This window comes from Pseudomonas sp. 10-1B (assembly GCF_000935045.1).
In the GTDB taxonomy this organism is placed as follows: domain Bacteria; phylum Pseudomonadota; class Gammaproteobacteria; order Pseudomonadales; family Pseudomonadaceae; genus Aquipseudomonas.
The window spans coordinates 31,893-53,530 of record NZ_JYKS01000010.1 but is presented as its reverse complement, the minus strand read 5'-3'; the positions used below and the strand labels follow the sequence as shown (position 1 = coordinate 53,530).

General features: G+C 51.4%; 18 protein-coding genes. All 18 read right to left on the bottom strand.

The annotated features are described in order from the left end of the window. Positions 1-552 precede the first annotated feature (552 nt). Positions 553-2,550, bottom strand: coding sequence for a polysaccharide biosynthesis protein (locus TZ03_RS07760; protein WP_051096758.1), 1,998 nt, complete (start codon positions 2,548-2,550; stop codon positions 553-555). Between the two features lie 155 nt (positions 2,551-2,705). Beyond that, positions 2,706-3,884 carry a DegT/DnrJ/EryC1/StrS family aminotransferase gene (locus tag TZ03_RS07755; protein ID WP_051096757.1) on the bottom strand — a complete coding sequence of 393 codons (1,179 nt, stop codon included), beginning with the start codon at positions 3,882-3,884 and terminating at the stop codon, positions 2,706-2,708. An 84-nt stretch (positions 3,885-3,968) separates the two neighbouring features. Then, positions 3,969-4,589: an acetyltransferase gene (locus TZ03_RS07750; RefSeq protein WP_051096756.1), complete on the bottom strand. Its 621-nt coding sequence runs from the start codon at positions 4,587-4,589 to the stop codon at positions 3,969-3,971. Beyond that, a complete protein-coding gene (locus TZ03_RS07745; protein WP_051096755.1) occupies positions 4,589-5,179 on the bottom strand; it encodes a sugar transferase in 591 nt (196 codons plus the stop codon). The genes TZ03_RS07750 and TZ03_RS07745 overlap by 1 nt, the downstream gene beginning before the upstream one ends. After that, positions 5,176-6,402 (bottom strand): glycosyltransferase family 4 protein, encoded by a 1,227-nt coding sequence (locus tag TZ03_RS07740; protein ID WP_051096754.1) that lies wholly within the window; start codon positions 6,400-6,402, stop codon positions 5,176-5,178. Before TZ03_RS07740 ends, TZ03_RS07745 begins: the two co-directional genes overlap by 4 nt. Further along, entirely contained in the window at positions 6,399-7,490 is a 1,092-nt protein-coding gene (gene wecB / locus TZ03_RS07735) for a non-hydrolyzing UDP-N-acetylglucosamine 2-epimerase (protein WP_051096753.1), read from the bottom strand. The genes TZ03_RS07740 and wecB overlap by 4 nt, the downstream gene beginning before the upstream one ends. Then, the gene (locus TZ03_RS07730) at positions 7,487-8,602 is read right to left on the bottom strand and encodes a glycosyltransferase family 4 protein (protein WP_051096752.1); all 1,116 of its coding nucleotides are present in this window, start codon (positions 8,600-8,602) and stop codon (positions 7,487-7,489) included. The genes wecB and TZ03_RS07730 overlap by 4 nt, the downstream gene beginning before the upstream one ends. Positions 8,603-8,622: 20 nt before the next feature. After that, entirely contained in the window at positions 8,623-9,756 is a 1,134-nt protein-coding gene (locus TZ03_RS07725; RefSeq protein WP_082056567.1) for an N-acetyl sugar amidotransferase, read from the bottom strand. Positions 9,757-9,764: 8 nt separating this feature from the next. Beyond that, entirely contained in the window at positions 9,765-11,363 is a 1,599-nt protein-coding gene (locus TZ03_RS28475; RefSeq protein WP_082056566.1) for a D-glucuronyl C5-epimerase family protein, read from the bottom strand. A gap of 9 nt (positions 11,364-11,372) precedes the next feature. Next, on the bottom strand, positions 11,373-12,113 hold the full coding sequence (locus TZ03_RS07720) for an AglZ/HisF2 family acetamidino modification protein (RefSeq protein ID WP_051096750.1): 741 nt from the start codon (positions 12,111-12,113) through the stop codon (positions 11,373-11,375). Continuing rightward, positions 12,114-12,719 (bottom strand): imidazole glycerol phosphate synthase subunit HisH, encoded by a 606-nt coding sequence (gene hisH, locus TZ03_RS07715; RefSeq protein WP_051096749.1) that lies wholly within the window; start codon positions 12,717-12,719, stop codon positions 12,114-12,116. Next, positions 12,716-13,951, bottom strand: coding sequence for an oligosaccharide flippase family protein (locus TZ03_RS07710; RefSeq protein WP_051096748.1), 1,236 nt, complete (start codon positions 13,949-13,951; stop codon positions 12,716-12,718). The genes hisH and TZ03_RS07710 overlap by 4 nt, the downstream gene beginning before the upstream one ends. Further along, positions 13,941-15,260, bottom strand: a complete 1,320-nt coding sequence (locus tag TZ03_RS07705; RefSeq protein ID WP_177328444.1) for a hypothetical protein — start codon at positions 15,258-15,260, stop codon at positions 13,941-13,943. Before TZ03_RS07705 ends, TZ03_RS07710 begins: the two co-directional genes overlap by 11 nt. A 4-nt stretch (positions 15,261-15,264) precedes the next feature. Continuing rightward, positions 15,265-16,347, bottom strand: coding sequence for a DegT/DnrJ/EryC1/StrS family aminotransferase (locus tag TZ03_RS07700; protein WP_051096747.1), 1,083 nt, complete (start codon positions 16,345-16,347; stop codon positions 15,265-15,267). A gap of 2 nt (positions 16,348-16,349) precedes the next feature. Continuing rightward, positions 16,350-16,925 carry a UDP-2-acetamido-3-amino-2,3-dideoxy-D-glucuronate N-acetyltransferase gene (gene wbpD, locus TZ03_RS07695; protein ID WP_051096746.1) on the bottom strand — a complete coding sequence of 192 codons (576 nt, stop codon included), beginning with the start codon at positions 16,923-16,925 and terminating at the stop codon, positions 16,350-16,352. Next, the gene (locus tag TZ03_RS07690) at positions 16,922-18,814 is read right to left on the bottom strand and encodes an acyltransferase family protein (RefSeq protein WP_236692785.1); all 1,893 of its coding nucleotides are present in this window, start codon (positions 18,812-18,814) and stop codon (positions 16,922-16,924) included. The genes wbpD and TZ03_RS07690 overlap by 4 nt, the downstream gene beginning before the upstream one ends. A gap of 67 nt (positions 18,815-18,881) precedes the next feature. Further along, complete coding sequence (gene wbpB, locus TZ03_RS07685; protein WP_051096745.1) at positions 18,882-19,832, bottom strand: UDP-N-acetyl-2-amino-2-deoxy-D-glucuronate oxidase; 951 nt, start codon at positions 19,830-19,832, stop codon at positions 18,882-18,884. Between the two features lie 73 nt (positions 19,833-19,905). Next, positions 19,906-21,216, bottom strand: a complete 1,311-nt coding sequence (wbpA, locus tag TZ03_RS07680; protein ID WP_051096744.1) for a UDP-N-acetyl-D-glucosamine 6-dehydrogenase — start codon at positions 21,214-21,216, stop codon at positions 19,906-19,908. Positions 21,217-21,638 lie beyond the last annotated feature (422 nt).

Genomic DNA, 21,638 nt, shown 5'->3' with positions numbered 1-21,638 from the left:
GGCCACGTATCTGGCCGGTCGTTGTACGTCACTGATGATTGTCTGGGTATCTGAAGCTGCTAAGCACGCGGGGGACGCAAGACTTTTGGTCTGGGGCTGGCGTGGGAATATTCAGATTTGTGTGTGCGGATGATACGCGGGTTGGGGGGGTGGGAAAACCCTGGGGTGTGGGGAGGGGTGCATTGCGGCTGGGGTGGGGCTTCGGGGTGCCACAGCGACGGCTGCATGGACGTGGAGGAGCGGGTTTATCCTAACAGCCAGGCAGTTAAGCGATTTGGGGCTGGTAGGTGTTCGCCATGGCAGTTTCAGCGCATGAGTGGTGGGGTTCATGGATCGATACGATCTGTAACTGCCCACAGATGGCGATGGGCGTCACCTCTTCATTGAGCAAAAGCAGTATCCGCGCCCGCGCAGCCAACCTTGAAGCGTAAGAACGTCGGCGGGTTGCAGTGCAAAGGGGGCAATTGGACGAGGCATGCCAGGAACCATCTCGGGGCGCGGGATGCACAGTATATCGTTGCACGTTAGAAAATAAACTAACCGCTCACGACACTAGATATCTTTCAAGCGCTGCTGATATACCCAGTCCACAATCTCCCCCTCGGGTGTGTAACCGCTTACCAGTTCTCTGAGCAACTGACGAACAACTGTAAAATCGTCAGCTTCGACTGCTTTGAGCAAAAGTGCCAGACGATCCCTGAGTACATCCCAAGTCAAAAGATCTTCACTTGCTGTCAGGATCATTGGGTGCTGAGTAGGAGACACATTGTCACCAATCAACAGCTCCTCGTATAGTTTTTCCCCTGGTCGCAACCCTGTGAATTCAATAGCAATATCACCATGAGGATTCTTTTCGGACCTGACACTCAAGCCGGATAGGTGGATCATTTTTTCAGCTAACGCCGCGATTCTTACAGGCTCGCCCATATCCAACACGAATACATCCCCCCCCAGCCCCATTGATCCAGCCTGGATGACCAGTTGGGCGGCTTCAGGAATAGTCATAAAGTAACGGGTAATTTTTGGGTGAGTGACAGTCAACGGTCCACCGGCCTTGATCTGCTTATGGAACAATGGAATCACCGATCCCGACGACCCGAGCACATTGCCGAAACGCACCATCGTGAAGCGAGTTTTATTCACTCTGGCAACATTATTGGAATCCCCGAACAATACCGGTGCGACCTCCTTACTCAAAGCCTGCAAAACAAGCTCAGCCAAGCGCTTGGTACTACCCATCACATTGGTTGGACGCACTGCTTTATCGGTCGAAATCAGTACAAAGTTCGCTACATTAGCCTGAAGTGCTGCCTGCGCAGTATTCAACGTACCAATGACATTATTCAGGACACCCTCAGCAATGTTGTGCTCCACCATAGGGACGTGCTTATAAGCGGCAGCATGATAGACGGTATTGACGCCCCACATTGACATGGTGTCGATGAGATGTTTCTGATTACGGATTGAGCCCAGAAATGGTACCAAACGTACAGGTAGCGACTCTCGGCGGATGCGCTGCTCCAATTCGCCGTGAATGCTGTAGAGGTTGAACTCGCTGTGCTCAAACAAAAGCAACGCTTTGGGCTCAAGCATGAGAATCTGACGGCACAGTTCAGAGCCGATTGACCCACCAGCCCCGGTCACCATGACCACTTGACCTGTAACACAGCGGGCAAGTAGATCCTCTTGGGCCGGAACGGCGTCGCGACCCAATAAGTCAGCGATATCGACTTCCTGGATATCATCGACTTTAACTCGGCCACTGGCTAAGTCCATGAACCCAGGAACACTGCGTACATGCAATGGGAAATTTTCAAGCAACCCCAATATTTCGCGGCGACGGACACGACTTGCGGACGGGATGGCCAAGAGGATTTCTTCGGCCCCCGTCGCGTCAATCATTTTCTGAATGTCATTGCCACGAAATACCTGAAGTCCAGAAATAATTCGATCCGCGACACTCTCGTCATCGTCAATGAAAGCGACTGGACGCATCATGCGACCAATCCGCAGGGCAGCGACTAACTGATTCCCCGCGGCTCCAGCACCATAGATCGCAACTTTCGGCAAACCATTATCACGGTTGGTAAAAGGCACATGCTGCCTGGCGGCGAACCAATCACCTAGGAAATACTGACGCATGATCAGGCGAAGCCCACCGATCAATACCAGACTCAGCCACCAGTAATTGAACACAATGGAGCGGGGAACGACTGCCGTATGGTTACTGTGCCAATAAACGACCAAGGCTAGGATCAATGACGATAGTGATACTGCCTTGCCAATGGTAATCAACGCATCATTGCCAAAATAGCGCATCACCGCACGATACATACCGAAACGGATGAAAATAGGTATAGCGATGATCGGCGCAGCCAAAAACAACCAGTAGTGCAAACGCAGCGGGTGATAGATCTCATCTATTCCAAGCCGAACCAAAAACGCCAGCCACAAGGCGAACCAAACCAATAGCACGTCGGTTCCAACCTGGAGGGCGCGTTTGTAGCGCCGGGGCAACAGCAACATCCCCGTACGCAGCTTATCTGTCATCCGCTTACTCTCCTGATTCCGAACCAAACCAGATCCCTTCCTATTCCATTTTCATTCAAGCTTCCTGGCCCCGGCGGTGATCCGACCGAAAACAAGAAATCAAAATCAGGGGCCCACTCACTCAGCGTACATCCGCCAAGTGAACGACCAGAATTTCATCGACCAGCAGCCTCGTGCATGACCTTGGTCAACACATCGCAAGTCTTTGCCATCTCAGCATCCGTCAAGGTGGGATGGACCAGGAACATCAGGCTGGTTTCCCCCAATTGTTGGGCCACAGACAAGCTTTGCTCCGGCCGCCAGCCAGTCCCGTCGAATGCTTTTTCGAGATAGACCTCAGAGCACGAGCCTGAGAAGCAGGGCACCCCGGACGAGCTGATTTCGTTCAAAATGCGATCACGGCCCCAGCCCTCGGCAAGCTGATTGGGCTCCACAAACACATAGCACTTATAGGCAGCATGCACGCAGTCGAATGGGATTTCAGGAACTCGCAACCCAGGTAGGCTCTTGGCGCAATCCCAAATGCGGCGAGCATTGTCCAGTCGCGACTGATGCCATTGAGGCATACGCTTCAGCTGAATTCTGCCGATGCCGCCTTGTACCTCAAGCATCCGCCAATTGGTACCGAAGCTCTCGTGTAGCCACCGGAAGCCAGGGGCATGCTCACGCTCATAGACAGCCTCCCAGCTCTTGCCGTGATCCTTGAACGACCACATTTTCGACCATAGCTCACGATCGTTCGTGGTTACCATGCCGCCTTCACCGCCAGTGGTCATGATCTTGTCCTGGCAAAACGACCAAGCGCCGATATCGCCAATGGACCCGACGGCTCGGCCTTTGTAACGTGCGCCGTGCGCCTGCGCGCAATCTTCTATTACACGAATACCACGCTCAGCCGCGAGGGCCATGATTGGGTCCATGTCACATGGCCATCCCGCCAGATGAACGCAGATGATAGCCTTGGTGCGGGAGGACAGTGCTGCGCTGATAGTGAATACATCGATATTCTGAGAGTCGGCGTTTACGTCGGCAAAAACCGGAACAGCACCGGCATTGATAATGCTGGATACCGAGGCCAGGAAGGTTCGAGAGGTCACGATAACCTCGTCCCCTGTCCCGATCCCTAGGGCCAGCAGAGCCAAGTCCAGCGCCACCGTACCATTGGCAACAGCGACTGCAAAATCAGTCTCAGCCCAAGCGGCAAACTCACGCTCGAACTGACGGCATTCCTGTCCGGTCCAGTAATTGACCTTGTTGGACAAAATGATATCGCGCGCGCAGTTTGCTTCCTCTTCGGAGAACGATGGCCATGGAGAAAAGGGGGTATTCAGCATTGAATTAATCCTGATTCATTAAGCTGGCAAGCATGCAAACGGCTGTACTACACAGTCTACAGCCGCATCACTAAATTATTGCAATTATTCCAGGGCTCGGGCGGGCACACCAACCACAGTCATCCCCTCGTCCACATCGGATACGACTGCGGCTCCAGCGCCCACCACCACATTTGCACCGATGTTGATCATCTGCTTTACGCAAGCACCGATTCCTACCCATGAGCACTGACCTACCGACACACCACCGGCAAGCCGGGCGCCTGGGCTGATATGGACAGAATCACCAAGGATGCAGTCATGGTCAACGCTGCAACCTGTGTTCAAAATCACCCCTACCCCCACGGTGGCGCCAGCATTAAGGACCGCACCGGCGAAAACCACAGTTCCGGCGCCAACAGTGGCATATCGACTGACGTAAGCGGCTGGATGGATAAGCGAAGCCAGCGTAGCACCCTTTTGAACCAGAGTTGCGAGCTTCGACTGGCGTATAGCGTTGTTGCCGATGGCAACGACAACCCCATCAAACTCGTGGGCTTTCTCAAAAAAGTCCTTGCCCGTACCAACTACACCCCAGACACCATTGGAGGTACGAGAGGGCCATGTGTCGTCAAAGAATATGATCTCTGTCCAGCCGCAGGCCTCCGCGGTATCCGCAACTACTTTCCCATGCCCACTAGCACCAAGGATGGCAAGCCTTTTCATCACTTGTTGCCCGTGAATTTAGACATGGTGGCCTCGCCGCTGGCGCTGATACCATCTTTCTTCACAACTTTCTTGACGGTCAGCGCGATAATCTTGATGTCTAGCCAAAGCGAGCGATTTTCTACATACCAAACATCCAGCTCGAATTTTTCCGGCCAACCCAACGCGTTTCGCCCATTGATCTGAGCCCAGCCGGTTACACCCGGTCGCACCTGATGCCGCAGGTACTGGCGCTCGTTATAGAGCGGCAGATATTCCATCAACAATGGCCTGGGCCCTACAAGGCTCATCTCACCTTTGAGCACGTTCCATAACTCGGGCAATTCATCCAGACTGCTGGAGCGCAAGAAGCTGCCGAATGGCGTCATGCGCTGTAAATCGGGCAATGGAACACCGTTACTGTCATAGGCGTCGCGCATGGTGCGGAATTTGACCATCTCGAATGGTTTGCCGCCCAACCCCGGGCGGACCTGCCGAAACAATACCGGCCCCCCCAATTTGCGCTTGATCAGCACCGCAACAACCAGAATGACCGGAGACAACAGGATCAAACCGATCAATGCCCCGGCGAAATCAATAAATCTTTTCATCTGCTGGACCCACAAGCCTCGTTGAGGCAACGCGCTAAGCTACCTGCAAGCTTATCGAAGCCATGTTCGACTTCGACATAGCGCCGGCCAGCACGTCCCATTGCAGCCCTCTCGTCATTTGATAACCGAGTTAACCTGGCTACCGAATCAGCCAAAGCCTCCGGGTTGCCCGGTTGAACGGTATATCCTGCCCCGGAGTCCTCGATGGGGTTGTTGCCCGCATCACAGCAGAACAGGACTGGTCGCTGCCCGGCCATGAAATCGAATAACTTGTTCGAGCTAATGCCGTACTTGAACACCGGGGCATTGATCAGATTGAAGACGAATGCATCCGCTTGTGCAGCAAGTGCGGGAATTTCCCGTTTAGGTACGGGGTCTTCGAAGCTGACACGCTTGAGGCCAAACTTCTCAGCCATGGTGATCAGCTCGGCTTTGCATGGGCCGTTACCAATAATCCGAAGGTGAACATTGGACATTCCAGGTCTTTGCTCGATGATTTGCTGTGCACGCAGCACATTATCCAACCCATTGGCTGGACCATGCGCACCAAAGTACATCAGCGTGAACTCATCCTCTGACACTTTATCCCCTGGGCACGGGAAGTCCTGAAGATCGACCCCGTTCGGGATCCAGGCAATTTTTTTCGGATCGATGCCCATGGGTACTATGTACTCGTGCGCCTTGGGCAGCAGTACGACAATTCGTTTAGCGCGTTTGTATAGCCACTTCTCTAGTACCCGAAGCGAGCGGGCAATGAAGCTGTTACGCTCCAACCGTCCCATGTCGATCAGCGTTTCCGGCCAGAGATCCCGCACTTCGAAAACGAAGGGAACCTTATGGCGCCACGCAAGTACTGCACCGGCAGCCGCCGCGAACGGGTGGACACTCGAACCGATGATGACATCGGGCTTTTTCAAAGGCGAAAGCTTGCCGGGTTTGATTACCTGCCAAGTGTATTCCAGCATGTTACGCATACGCGCCGTGCCGTTGCCTTTGTATTCCGAGGTTTTAAGCCAGAGGAATGGAACACCACTGTATTGATCGAGCCTGGTAGTTTCGGAATCCGCAAGCCGCTGCTTGCCAGACTGGTGCTCCACGCTGGCGGCAACAATTGACGCCTCCCAACCATGTGCCGGCAGGTTTTTCGCCAGTTGGTAATGCCGGGTACCGCCGGCCCCTCCTGGCTCCTGGGCGTAATGGTTAAGAATCCAGACGTTCTTCATACAGCAAGGTCCTCGACAAGGCGTCGGATGATCAGCTCTGCTGCATTACCCTCACCGTAAGGCTGTACTGCCTCGCCTTTGCTACCCAGCGCCTGACGAACGGCAGATGCCACTTCCTGTGCTGACTTCGGCGATACCAGCCGATTCCAGCCCGACTCGACCAACTCGACCCATTCGGTTTCATCACGTAAGGTGACACATGGGACGCCGTAGAAGAAGGCCTCTTTCTGGACACCGCCCGAGTCTGTGGCAATAAGTGCAGCATGCTTTTCAAGCTGAACCATGTCCAGGTAACCGACTGGCTCGATGAGTTGCAGGTTCGCTGGCATATCATCCAGTTGCCCGCGCTTTTGAAGCACTGCCTTGGTCCGGGGGTGCACTGGCCAAATGATCGGCAAGTCAGTAGACAAATCGCGAAATGCTTCAACGATCGCTGTAAGACGTGCAGGATCGTCAGTGTTTTCAGCGCGGTGGACAGTTGCCAACACGAAGCTGGCCTCCTTCAGACCAAGCTTGGCCATGACCCTCCCGCTGGCATCGACACGTTTACCGTGGAACTTGGCAACGTCGTACATCACATCACCCACCGGGATAATGCTGGCTACATTGACACCCTCGGCTTTCAAGTGATCCGCAGCAGTAGCGGTTGGGGTGAACATCCAGCGCGATACGCGGTCAGTGAGAATCCGATTCACTTCTTCAGGCATGGCCATGTTGAACGAACGCAGGCCAGCCTCGACATGAGCGACAGGGATATGCAGCTTGATGGCAGCCAATGCGCCAGCGAGCGTAGAGTTGGTATCCCCATAGACAAGGACTGCATCGGGACGCTCTTGAAGCAATACCTTTTCGACCTCAATGAGCATTCTACCAGTCATGTCACCGTGGCCGCCGCCGTGGATGTCAAGCTGATAAGCTGGCGTGTTCATGCCCAGTTCCTGGAAGAAGACGTCAGACATATTCGAGTCGAAATGTTGACCGGTGTGAACAACGACCTCCTCAACTCCCGGAAGCGTCGAAATGAAGTGGGACACAACGCTCGCCTTAATAAACTGAGGTCGAGCACCTAAGACTGTCAGAATCTTCATTTTTTTACCTTATTGGAGAGTTGTGCATAACAAGCCAGCAATTTCTTTGACTCAATATCCCAATTGTACTTAGCCTTCACTGCGGCTCGACCATTCTCACCGAGAGCTTTCGCTCGCCCGGGGTCTCTTGCAAGGGAATCTATAGCCATCGCAATCGATTGAGGATTCATTGGATCAACCAAAACACCACAATTACTGCCATCTATAATCTGACGCCAAAGAGGAAAGTCAGAGGCAATAACAGGAATACCTGCCGACATATACTCAAACATCTTATTCGGTTGAGCATCAACATGATTAGGCAATGGATGAAATGTTACTAGCCCCGCGAGTGATTTGGAAAGCACCTCTTTGACACCAGTGCGCTCCAACTGACCAAGTTGATTGACTGAACCCCAACCTGAAAGCTTTTTTACCTGCTGCTCTACATCACTTTCACTGAAGCGCCCAACAAGATTGAGCCTCACTCTCTCGGTGGTATGCGCAAAAGCCTCTACAACCTCTGCAATACCTCGTATGGAAGCTATGCCCCCAACGTAACAAACTTCGTTATTTTTCTTATCCCATGGCAACGCAGCATCCAGCTCGCCAATCATCGGAAAATTATTAATATCCTGGCTCGCCGAGTTTATTTTCAAGAACTTATCGCGAATAAACGGAGTAGCTGCAAATATATAATCAAGCTTTTTACAGGCGAAGCGCTCGTAAATCGAGAAGACCACAGAGATCAAGCGCATAATCATTGGAGGCAAGTATGGCTTACTCAGCAACTGTTTTGGCACATCTTCATGCGAATCGAAAATGACAACCTTGCCTGCTTTCTTAAGCCTTACACCGATCGGAAGCAATTCAGGATCATGGAATTGATATATGTCACCATCCAGCGACAGTGCACGCTTATAAACATGCTGCGTAGCCTTGAAGATTCGCTGTAGCCTGCCAGTTGGCTTGCCAACATCTAAAATTTGCACGCCATTGATGCGTTCATCACCCTTGCCATCGGCAACGATCAACGTGACGTCATAACCAGCCCCTGAAAGCGTCCGACACTGTTTTTGAAAAATGCGGATGTCGTATCGAGAGTGAACAGACGTCAGGTGAACAATTTTCATTATATGACCTACCTATGAGCTCAGGAATAGATCCGAACTTTTCTACCCATGAGCTTTTGCACCAGTCCTTGAGCGCGTTTGGCCATACGCTGCAAGCCGTCCCAATTCTTAAAATCAGAATAGTCATGAATAGGGGTGTTCATGAGCTCATCGAATTGTGATCGAGATATCCTAATTTTTTTGCAAAAATATTCAATATCAGCTTCAAGCTCTTCGGGATCATACAAAGGCTCTGCAAGTTTGACCAGCGCGCTCTCCCGGGTCAACTGCCCGGAAAGGATCATGCTGGAATAATGGAGTTTGCGCTTGTCATATCCGAATCTCACCGGAAGATAGTAGTTCTGAAACAATTTGGTAAAAATCGACTCGCCGTGTTTACGCGCATACGACCGATAACCGACAGTTTCCTGCAGATACATCTCAGCCTCAGCCTTATTGTAATTCATATAGTTGAGCGGACGCACGGTGCGCATACCCTTAACAAAAGGATACCAAAAATAGTATTCGAAAAAGCTTATAGTCTTGTAGTCCTTGAGTGGGCTCTCACCATACGCTTTGTGAATAGCCCGGAGGTTAATAGCATCCATCGCACTGCCGTGCCAAGACTCAGGGAATACCGCCTCGGTAGCGAGATTCCCTCCACTCAGGATGTATTTTATATTATTCTTAACAGCAAAATGATACATACTTGAGAAAAAAGCATGATCTTGCGGAACGTCCTGATTCGCCACAGCTGCACGCATATAGGCCAACTGCAAATCTCGAACCTCCTCCCAGTTCATCACATGAGTATGCAAATCATAACCACAAAACTTTATTATTTTCTCAATATTACTAACTGCAAGCTCACTATTCCAGCCCGCATCAACATGTACAACAAGGGGGCGCAGGCCGTAATCTTTAACCTTCAAAGCCAAGTAGGAGCTATCCACCCCACCACTCAATCCGATGATGCAGTCATATTCCTTGCCAGCACCATCTTTTTTAATTTGCGCCACTATATTCTCAAGCCGCTGAGAACCTGAGCCATCAGCGAATAACTGCTGACTCTGAACCTGGTCAAACTTGCAGCAGTGATTACATACACCATTTTCATCGAAGACAATCTGTGAATCCGAGGTATCCATCACGCATCGTGTACATACTTGAGTCACTATACACCTCAATAAAATTCGTTAATCACGGAAACAGCTTGATCGAACTTCACCCTATAATACGACGCCTTGGGAATTTTCTCAAATATCACAGTTCGCTCAATGACAGGCAAGGAAGAATAAACCTTCCAAGATACAAGATCATTTGAATACTCAAGCTGCAACTTAGCATCTTTTTTTGCATTTGCTTTTCTGACGTCGATGGCTAAATCAGCTCTACTCACTTCAACACTCGGTATTAACAGCCAACCGGGACATCGCACTGGAATCCCTGTCGAATGATCGCCATCTGATAGCTTCTTAAGCGAAACGGAATAATTACACCTATCAACAACATACTTTTCCGGTCTCGCCTTAAACACAGCGACACCATCCAAAGCAACGTTTTTATTCCCATTATCTGAAAGAATATCAAACTTTATATAGCGAGTATTTACCAAATAAGTAAACGGAATGCTGTGTCGCTCTTTTTTATTACCAATTACTTTTGCAACTTTTTGCCAATTTTCCATATCAGTGGAAACTGACACTGAAAAATCCTTCGGACTTCCATTAACGGAGTGCCCTAAGAGACCCACCCCTTTGACAGCCTCTACTTTCTGCAAGTCGATTGTGACCGAAACTGGAAAAGTCGAAGACGACCAATAGTTATTCCCAAATTTCAGATCCATCTTATCTGGCCCATGCGTCTGAGCATTGGTCGAAAAACTCGCTGTAACCACCCCGTAATCTAATTCGTAAGATTGAAACTTAATAGCCTCTTCCAAAAATGAACCATCACCAGAAACTTCATACAACCAAAGCATCTGCATCACGTGAATACCATTGTAGTCGCTGCGACCAGCAAAACCACGATGCCCCTTATCATTGGCCGAACTGTAATAAGAAATAAATCCAGCATCATAGTCCTGGAGGCTTTGCCGGACTGCTTTCACGCCACCCTTTAACAACTTTTGAGCTTTTTCATTACCTGTATAAAGAGCATAATCATATATGCCTGCTAGAGCAAAAATATGACCATTCAGAACCTTATACGACGGACTATTATGGTAGGCAACCTCTTCCAACCACACACCACCATCGCCAACATAGGTAGACATCCCCCCCTCTTCGACTGGGGTAGCGAGTTTATTAAGAACAAGTTCTGCAAATTTTAAATACTTTATGTCGCCGCTTAAATTATGTGCTCTAGCTAAAACTCCCAGCACCCGACCGCTTGTCATAGCGGACCACCACCCATGAGGCGCGCTATAGTAGGTGTTTTCGAACGGAAACGCCCAATAATAGCCAGCCTTATCCTTAACAGCACTTTTCAGCAAGTAGTCTACCTGCTTAAAGAACAGAATTTTCTTTGAAGAATCTCCAGCTAAGATCTCACGATAAAGAATATTTGCAAAATTTGCGACAAATGTAGGATTACGAAAATCACCTAACCCCCCATATCGATGGCCATATGAAAAGAAAAGAACACCATCCTTCCCAACTCCATAGCCGTTAGCACTCGAGAAGTTTTCGGAAGTATCGAAGGCGGTAAAAGCGTGAACTCCGACCTCCTTGCCAAAAGCACCACTAAAAAAAAACATTAAAAACAACGGAACGTATTTCACTCGACACCCTTATTGAATATCCGGATAGCTGATCAAAACCGCCCTATGTTTGCCATGAAATACAAAAAGGCTGCCTGCCGATACAGCAGATACCTGGCAATATTCGAATACAGAGTTCAAATCCGCGACAGATCCTGCCCCACCACACGCGACTACAGGTACATGAACGCTATTCACAACATTGGCAATCAGTGAAAGATCGTACCCCTTTTGGGTTCCGTCGCGGTCGATAGAATTAAGAAAAATCTCTCCCGCCCCTGCTTGCTCTAGCGCTTTCGCAAACTCCACAGGAGTTTTCTTTATGTCTCGCGAACCGTTATGGGTAAAAACAGAATATCCTCCGAAGAGTCCCTTTTTGCAATCAATTGAAGCCACCACACTCTGTGAGCCATACACTTCCGCAATAGCCGTAATCAAATTTAGGCTGTCAGCCGAAGCGGAATTTATAGAAACCTTCTCCACACCGAGAGCAAATAGCTTCTGCGCATGCTCTAATTTAGTAATACCTCCACCATAACAAATCGGCATGAAGCATTCGCTGGCTATCTCAGCTAAAAGCTCAAAGTCAGGCTCTCGCCTCCCAGCCGTCGCACTAATATCGAGAAGAACCAGTTCGTCAACTTCCTTCTCGTTGAAAATTCTTATCGCATTAACGGGATCACCAACATATTTTGGATCTTTGAATTTAACGGTTTTTACTAGGCCGCGATCTTTCAACAGCAAACAAGGGATGACTCGTTTCCTGATCATTTAGAGGCTCACAAAATTCTTGAAAAGTTGCATTCCAAACTTATGACTCTTTTCTGGATGAAACTGAAAACCAAAAATATTACCTTTCATCACACCCGCCGCAAACTCTTGGCCGTAGTTTGCCACCAACAATGTATCGTCAATTGATTGCGGCAACATATAGTAGCTATGAACAAAATAGTAGCGACTTTCTTGATTCAAGCCTGCCAAGATAGGATGTTCGACACAAGGGCTAACGTAGTTCCACCCCATATGTGGAACCTTTCGCCCGTCACGTTTCTCAAAACGAACAATATCCATATCGATCCAACCGAGACCGGCCTCCTCCCCCTCTTCAGACCGGCAACCCAACATTTGTGATCCGAGGCAAATACCCATGACTGGCTTACCCACACTCAAGACTTGTTCATTCAGTACGTCTATCAGGCCACTCGCACGCAAGGTTCGCATACCCGCGTCGAACGCACCTACACCTGGAAGAATGAGTTTATCTGCCTGTTCAAGGTCGGCCGGCAAATTGGAGGCTTTAGCTTTCGCGCCAACTTTCTTGAGCATATTCAGTACGGAAGCGATGTTTCCGACACCATAGTCAACTACAACGATCATTGCGAATCTCCTTTCGCTGCACGATAGGACATCCAGAAATATATTATATACATTAGCGCATACCCCACTGAATACGACCAGAGAGCTGTATCAATCTCCTGGAACAACATAAAACAGGCGCACGTAAGCAAAAGTAACACTATCTGCCATAGCAAATCCAACTTTTGCTTCTGTGCGATATAAATAGTATAGCTCAGTGGACTGACGACAAAGCGCATGAAGAAAAGAGGAATCAGCAACACCGCATATCGCCCTGACTCAGCCCACTCGGAGCCAAACACAAGACCAAAGGCCCATTCAGCCAAGAAGGCGAAAACGACAAACGGAATTATGGCAAGTGCCGCCAACAAATAAAATGTCTTCAAAAAAACACGCTGACAGTTCCCGTCGGTCCGATAATCACGTGCTGCTTGTTCTTTAAACACATCAAGCACAGACGCTGCTAAAAGAGAAATTGGTGCGCCCATCATCTTCAGCGTCAGTGCAAACCATCCAGCTGCCTCGCTGCCGAAACGCGATGCTATGAATATGACCGGAAGCTGACTTGCCGCTGTATTCAACAAGTCTGCTGGCAGTGAAAACTTCGGAAAATTCTTGTGTTGCGAAGCCAAGTCCCTTGCAGATTGCCAACCGCTACTCATACTGCCTTTGAGCCAAGCACTATTGATCCACAGCAACGAAAGCCCAGTCGCCGCGATGACTCCAAACACTTGTCCATAGATCAATCCAGAAACATCCTTGAAAAAAAATGCAGCAGACACTTGAGCCACTGCTATACAAGCTGCCAAGCTGACTCTAGAAACACCAAGTTTATTGAATGCCTGTTGATATGTCAGCAGGGATAGAACAACTTTATTCACACCCATACCAAATATAACTACAACCAGCGACACCCAAAACAAGGAAATTACTGCTGGCAGGCCCTTCGCCAAGGTGTTCCACAACAAAGCTGCGCCGACTATCAACACCGACGACGATATTGCAATCACAAAGATCAGCTTCAATAGTGCCTGAATCGCGCGCTGATCACCGCAGTTAAAAATCGCCATCTCATAGCGCCCAGTAACAGCAACGGCCGCAATCGTGGCGAACGAAAGCCAGACACTAAACTCACCGAGATCGATTGGAGTATATAGCCGAACCAGCAGAAGCATCACGCCCATGGTAATGAGCTGAGCACCAATCGTCCCGATCAAAACTCGAATTATCCGACTGAAGAAACTAGCGCTCATAGGCTTTCTTTCCAAAGGTGAACGGCACAGATACCAGCACAAGGAAAGCCAACATCAGAAAAACACCAGACCCCATCAACACGGTCAAAAGAGACTGTTCAAGAATCTTAGTCGCGAACAACAGCCCAACAGGTATGGTTATGAAGGCCCCATAACGCATATATAGATAATTCAACAACATCACAACCGAGCCTACAAATGCAGCCTCAACCACTACTGCAGAGTAACCCGACTGCAGATATGCTATTGCAAAAAAATTAACGTTTGCATTTAGCTGGGGATTACTGAAAATCTCCTGACCTATACGAAACGTCAGAGGCTCTGACTTAGCCACCCCCATTACCGAACTGAGCAGCGTGTCGCTATATGAGTTAAAGCCAAACAACGAAACAAAATTATCCACCGCACCTAGAAGTGTCGAAGGCACTATAAATGCTCGCCGCACAAAGTAGTCATTTAGGTAAGAATAACCAAAAACCTCATGTTCTACCGCCCCCAACAGCAAAAATGTAATGCCTCCTGCAAGGAGCCAGGACAATTTAACGCCGCCATAGCGGCGAAAGTATTGCATGAGAAGATAGATCAGCAGCAACACCATGAACGGATATTTCTGACCGAATGCCCCCCACAAAACAAAAGCATTAACCACTCCCAACAGCACATATGCACGAGACTTTCGATATACGCCCCATGCGAACAAAACGGGAAAAAAAGCTTGAGTTCCGATGGATGCCAGATAGCCAGCTCCGGAGCCTGCCTGGAAGACATCTCGTGCCAGCGCCCTTCGCACATATTGCTCAGAGAAGTCAAAAGAAAAGTAACTAGCGCTTTTCAAAAAAATAAATAAAAGGACCATGACATTGAACAACGCGAGCATAGCCAAACAGTTCCTGCTGAGCGAATCGCTTTGCCGGTTTTGACTCTCATAGAACCTGAGTTTGTTCGCCGAGGAAATGATCAGCATGCCCACTAGCACTCCTAGCGAGACGCCCCCCCACGGCACCGCATCAGGCGTAAACTGGTTTGCAGCCTCCAACACCAAGGCATGGGGTGCCACCACTAGGAATAACAACGTGACAACCAGATCACCAGGCCTCTCGACTCTGGCCCCACATAAAAACGCACAAGCAGGAGCCAGAACCGCGAGGTAAACGATCAGCCCGATGCTGATAGGTTTAACAGCTGCCCCCATGTATTCATGCAACACATATACATAGCTATTGTTTACCCACACCAATATCATGAAGTAGATAAAGAACAGTAAGGCGTTTAAAAGTACCGTTTTATCGAGTCGGGCTGATAAATACATGACGTTACCCTGCAATAACTGCAGAAATCTCTCTGATCGACGCGTCTGCGAGGTAAGGATGCATCGGCAGGCTCATCACCTGTGTCGCAACCTCATCACCAACGGGCAAAAACACCGCCGCATCCGCAACGGCTGGCTGCTTGTTCAGAGGAATCGGATAATGCACAGCTGTCGGAATACCCGCGGCTTTCAGCTTCGCCTGTACAGCATCTCTATCCTGTACCCGTACCGTGTACTGTGCATAGGCACTGATATTGTGCTCAGCGATATATGGCGTAGTTTCGATACCAACGACTGCCAATGCTCCGTCATACCACTTCGCAACCTGCTGGCGCAGCGAGATCTCCTCTTCAAAAATCTCCAGTTTCGGTAGCAAAATTGCCGCTTGAAGCGTATCAAGGCGGCTATTCACCCCTACTCGAATGTGGTGATAACGTCGATCCTGCCCGTGACGGGCAATCTGCCGCAAAACAACCGCCAACTCGTCGTCATTGGTAAAGATAGCTCCACCGTCGCCATAGCAACCCAGCGGCTTGCTTGGAAAGAAGCTAGTGCAAGAAATGGTAGAGAGGTTGCAAGAGCGCTTGCCCTTGTAGGAGGCACCGAAGCTCTGCGCAGCATCCTCGATAACTGGGATACCGTGTTTTGCAGCGATAGCATTGATTGCATCAAAATCCGCGCACTGGCCATACAGCGACACCGGGATGATTGCCTTGGTGCGGGGCGTGATCGCAGCTTCCAGTAATTTAGGATCCAGATTGTAAGTGCGCGGGTCAATGTCAACATAGACGGGCTTGGCACCCAGCAGCGCGACCGTCTCGGCTGTCGCAATGTATGTGAAACCGGGAGTTATGACTTCATCCCCTGGACCAATACCCAGTGCCATCTGCGCGATTTGCAAAGCATCAGTCCCATTGGCACAAGTGATGCAATACTTGGCACCGACGAAAGCAGCCAGGCGCTCCTCCAGCTCAGCCACTTCAGGACCGAGAATGTACTGGCCGTGACTCAGAACACGCTGGATGCCGGCATCGATCTTGTCCTTGATACGTGCTTGCTGGCTTTTCAGGTCAATGAATTCAATCATGCTCAAACATCCATCTTGTTCAGTTGTTTGCCGTTCAGGACGTAGCGCGCCCCGGTGTGCGAGCAAGTGGCTTCACCTTGCTCGTTCAATTGCAGCTGCTCGCCAAACTCACTCATCCAACCGATCTGCCGAGCCGGCACACCGACCATGAGTGCGTAGGCGGGCACGTCCTTGTTGATGACCGCGCCAGCGCCAACGAAAGCGTATTCGCCAATGGTGACGCCGCAAACGATAGTGCAGTTGGCCCCGAGCGTTGCACCTTTCTTGACCAGAGTGTCGCGATACTGGTCCTTGCGCTCGATCAGGGAGCGTGGGTTATAGACATTGGTGAACACCATGCTAGGCCCACAGAAAACGCCCTCTTCCAGCGTCACGTTGTCGTAGACCGACACATTGTTCTGCACCTTGCACTGATCGCCGATAACGACCTTATTGCCCACGAACACGTTCTGACCAAGCGAAACGCCGGCACCGATCCGAGCCCCCCCACATACATGGACAAAGTGCCAGACCCGGGAGTTTTCCCCGATCTGCGCTCCTTCATCGACGATGGCACTTGGATGCTGATAGTAATTCATGGCTTCAGGCTCACGTTGGACTGAGGTTGATCGAAGGCTCGCTGCAATTGCTGCGCCGCATAGTGGCCATAACGGCTGGCACCCACTTCGTTGAGGTGGTGGCTATCACGATAGATCAGCGACCCTTGTTCATAAGGCGCAGCAGCAAAGAAGCTACTGCTGGAAAAGTCTAGAAACCGCACTCCCGGGGTGCGGTCGGAAATAGCCTTGACCTGCTGGTTGGCTGCCTGCCATTCACTATTGAACGTAAGTGGCGCCGGTAGCCCCAATTCGGTGAACCGCCTTACCCGCTGGACGTCTGTCTCGAACATCGGCACCTGGGCAAGCACGACAACATTTTTGTGGGTCCCGGCCGTTGCGGTCAGAAAATCGGCCAGCGCCTTGGTGAATGCCTGACTCTGCATCTGGTACTGCCACATACCAGCAACGATTACTCGGTCTACCTCCGGCAGCGCCTTTGCTACCGCTGCAATCTGGTCATGGCAAGGCTTCTGCGCCCAGGTGGGCAGGCGTTCGGCATCAAAACCGGGGATAGGTACACAGCTGCTGGCAGTGAGCACCCGGTATGCAACGCCCCGTTCATTGCCCACCTGATCGAAAAAGTGATTCAGCTGGGCAGCATGACTATCGCCTATAACCAGGGCGACCACTTCAGCGTCTGCCTTGCCTCGTTTACAGGCACCTACCTGGGTACCGTGGCAAATTGTTTCTGGCGCGGCGTAGCGGGTCAGTTCTATAGGCAGAGGATCAACTAGCGATGCATTGATACGCACCGCGCTCCCCACTACCAGCACAACCACCACCGCTGCCATTGCCCACTTCGGAGCTTGGCGTGCCAGGCCGGTTGCTCTTCTGGCCGGTGTTTCTACGAACCGGAAGGATAGCCATGCCAATGCCAGGGAGATACCCGCAAAAACCAGCAACCAAGCGACCGTCAACTCATACTGCCCGGTGTAATACCGGATCAGCGCCAACACTGGCCAATGCCAGAGATAAAGCGAGTAGGAAATTCCACCAAGCCAGACCATTGGCGACGCAGCGAGCAATGTACTCACAGGGCCGCGGCGAGCAGCGATAATCATCCCCGCGCCAACGCAAGGGATGATCGCCCAGAAACCCGGAAACTGCTGCTTTTCAATTGCCAATAGCGCCCCTCCCAGCAGCAGCGCACCGGCTATGCCTAACGCACTGGCGAATGCCTGGGGCAACTCTCGCTGCCGCATCAGCAACGCAACAACAGCGCCGACCATGAACTCTGGCGCGCGTGCCAACAGCGAAAAATACATTTCGTCTCGTTGCCCGCCGAGCGTTCGGTAGCCAACCCAGGCAAACGCCACAGTGGCCAGCAACGCAAAGGCAGGGAGCCGCCAACGCCCGGGGAGGCAGATGACCATGATCGGGAAGAACAGGTAGAACTGCATTTCGATGGCCAGCGACCAGGTATGCAGAAGCGGTAACTCATCGGCTCGCGGCGCGAAGTAACTACCAAAATGGGCAAAATAGTGGTTGCTGGTGAACCATGCGGAAGATTTCAGACTATCGAAAAAGAAGGCGAAATCGTCCGGCACAAAAAGTACCGCTGACAGCGCCGCGATTATAGCCAGCATCGAGAAATACGCAGGAACGATGCGTTTGATTCGGCTCGCGTAAAAAGCAGCAAGATCAACCTTACTACTTCGCTCGGTCAGCAGTGCGGTGATAATGAAGCCTGAAATGACAAAAAAAACATCGACGCCTACGTAGCCGGCTTTCAACCAGCTGCCATTGGCGTGATAGAGCAAAACCGCCAGCACTGCGACCGCGCGCAAGCCTTGAACATCCAGGCGGATGCTACGCTCAACGCGTTTTGCACCTGCATCGTTCGGCTTATTGGAATTATCGTTCGACACGCTGACTGGCGACCCTGCTGAAAAATAAAAATGGGTGACGGCATGCCACCCATATTGCTATCTGCTTCTAACGCGAAAGCGCCTGGACAAACGGATGCCCTTCGTTGTCCGCCGCCGCAACAACCGGGGCGCTCCGAATGGTGTTGACGGTCTCTACGCAGTGACGCGCATCCTCGATACCGTAACCACGGCCCGCCAGGATCTCTTCATAACTGGTAGTGTGCAAATCAGTGAAGCCCTCGGAGAACTCCATTTCCTCACCATTGACGGTGATCGAACGGTAGGTTGGCTTCTTGCCCTTCACCGACTCAGGCAGGTCGTTGGCATCAACCGACAGGAACCAGCGTACGCGTGCTTGTTCATACTCAAGGTAACCTGCTGCCTTGTGCTCGGAGGTGAAGTGCACAACGTTGCGCTGCAGCTTGCCGAAAATGAAATGCAGCATGTCGTAGAAGTGCACACCGATGTTGGTGGCTACACCGAACGACTTGCGCGGGTCACCTTTCCAGCTTTGCAGGTACCACTTGCCGCGCGAAGTGATGTAGGTCAGGTCGACCTCATACTTGTGCGGGTTGTTCTCACGAGCAACCTTGTCCTTCAGGGCAATGATTGCCTGGTGATGACGCAACTGCAGGATGTTGTACAGGCGCTTGCCGGTTTCCTGCTCGACCAGGGCCAGCTCGTCCAATTGCTGCGGGGTCGGGACCAGCGGCTTTTCGCAGATCACGTCACAGCCCAGCCGCAGGCCTGCGGCAATGTGCGGGTGATGCAGATAGTTGGGCGAGCAGATCGCGACGTAATCCAGAGCGGTAGCCGGGTTGCGCTTCAGGCCATGGGCGTGGTCGAGAAAGAACTCGAACTCGGTGAAGAACTCGCTCTGCGGCGAGATGCTGTCGATGATGCCTACCGAGTCATTGATGTCGTACGCAGAGACCAGGCGGTTGCCGGTGTCTTTGATGGCGCGCATGTGGCGAGGGGCGATGTAGCCTGCAGCACCGATGAGAGCAAAGTTTTTCATGAAGCTTCCTTTGAAGACGGATGAATCCGCCCGCCCTCAAGGGCCAGGCGGATCAATTTGCTGGCGACGCCAATCAGGCCTTGATGATGTGCGCGGTCGGCGTGCGGTATTTGCCGCGACTGTCTATGATCAGCTTGGCTTTGGCTTCGATCAGGGCGTAGTCGAACTTGTCGTGATCAGTGGCCAGGACCACGGCGTCAAAGCTTGCCAGGTTCTCGGCGGTCAGCGGCTCGCTGCTCAGCTCGAAGTGGTGCTCACGCATTTTCGGGAACACTGGCACGTGCGGGTCGCTGTAGGCAACCACGCCGCCTTTGGCTTCGATCAGCTCCATGATTTCGACGGATGGCGACTCACGCATGTCGTCAACGTTCTTCTTGTAGGCGATACCCAGGACCAGCACGCGGCTGCCCTTGAGTGCCTTGCCTGCTTCGTTCAGGCCATCCATCAGCTTGCCCAGCACGTACTCAGGCATGGCCTGGTTGACTTCACCGGAAAGCTCGATGAAGCGGGTGTGCAGGCCGTATTCGCGCGCCTTCCAGGTCAGGTAGAAGGGGTCGATTGGAATGCAGTGGCCGCCCAGGCCCGGGCCCGGGTAGTAAGGGGTGAAGCCGAAAGGCTTGGTAGCCGCGGCATCGACCACTTCGAAGATGTCGATACCCATGCGGTCGGCGACGATCTTCATTTCGTTGACCAGGCCGATATTCACCGCACGGTGAATGTTCTCCAGCAGCTTGGTCATTTCAGCGGCCTTGGTGGAGCTGACCGGTACGACCTGATCGATGGCCTGTTCATACAGGGCGATACCCACTTCCAGGCATTTTGGGGTGTGGCCGCCAATGACCTTGGGAATGGTGCGGGTTTCGAAGTTCGGGTTGCCCGGGTCTTCACGCTCGGGCGAGTAGACCAGGTAGATGTTCTCACCTACCACCAGGCCGCCTTCCTGCACACGTGGCAGCAATTCTTCTTCGGTGGTGCCTGGGTAAGTGGTGCTTTCCAGCGAAACCACCTGGCCTGCACGCAGATAAGGCTTAAGAGCGTCGGTGGTGTTGATCACGAAGCTCATGTCTGGCTCGCGATACTTATTTAGCGGAGTAGGCACGCACAGGATCAGTGCGTCGCACTCGCTGGCACGCTTGAAGTCGACGGTAGCCTCAAAGCCGGTTTCACGTGCCTTGCTGATATGGGTAGCAGGGATGTGCTCGATGTAGCTCTGACCGGCATTGAGTTTATCGACCTTCAATTGGTCGATATCGATGCCCAGCACATTGAAACCAATGGCGTTATAACGCAGCATCAGCGGCAAACCGACGTAACCGAGACCGACGATACCAATCAAGGCCTGCCGTTTTTTGAACTTCTCTACCACCGCATTCATATCTGTCATGCTTTCCAACTCACCTTGAATTTACCTGCCCGTTTCCACGACTGCATAACGGGTTATTGAACCTTCGTCGATTCATTCGTCAGTCGAGTGAATCCATTCGGCGGCAGCGCATTTGCCACGCTACCGAGAAAAAGCGTTCGCCCTCTCCGGTGAAGGGGCGACCCGGTGGCTGCCATTTATGACATGGCGTTGCAATCATAGGCCCTTAGGCTTCGGCGATCCATCGGAGTTTTCAGGGGACATGCAACTCCGAAATGCCATCAAAACAACATCGCCTAAATGAGGCTCAAGCTTGGGCATCCGCTAGACACGAGCTGTTCTGGGGCGGCACTTCAACAGGCAGAACGCGCCACCCAATACCTTCGATCTCGATAGCCCGCTATTCGCAAATGATTCTCAAAGACATTACCTAAAAGGGCAAT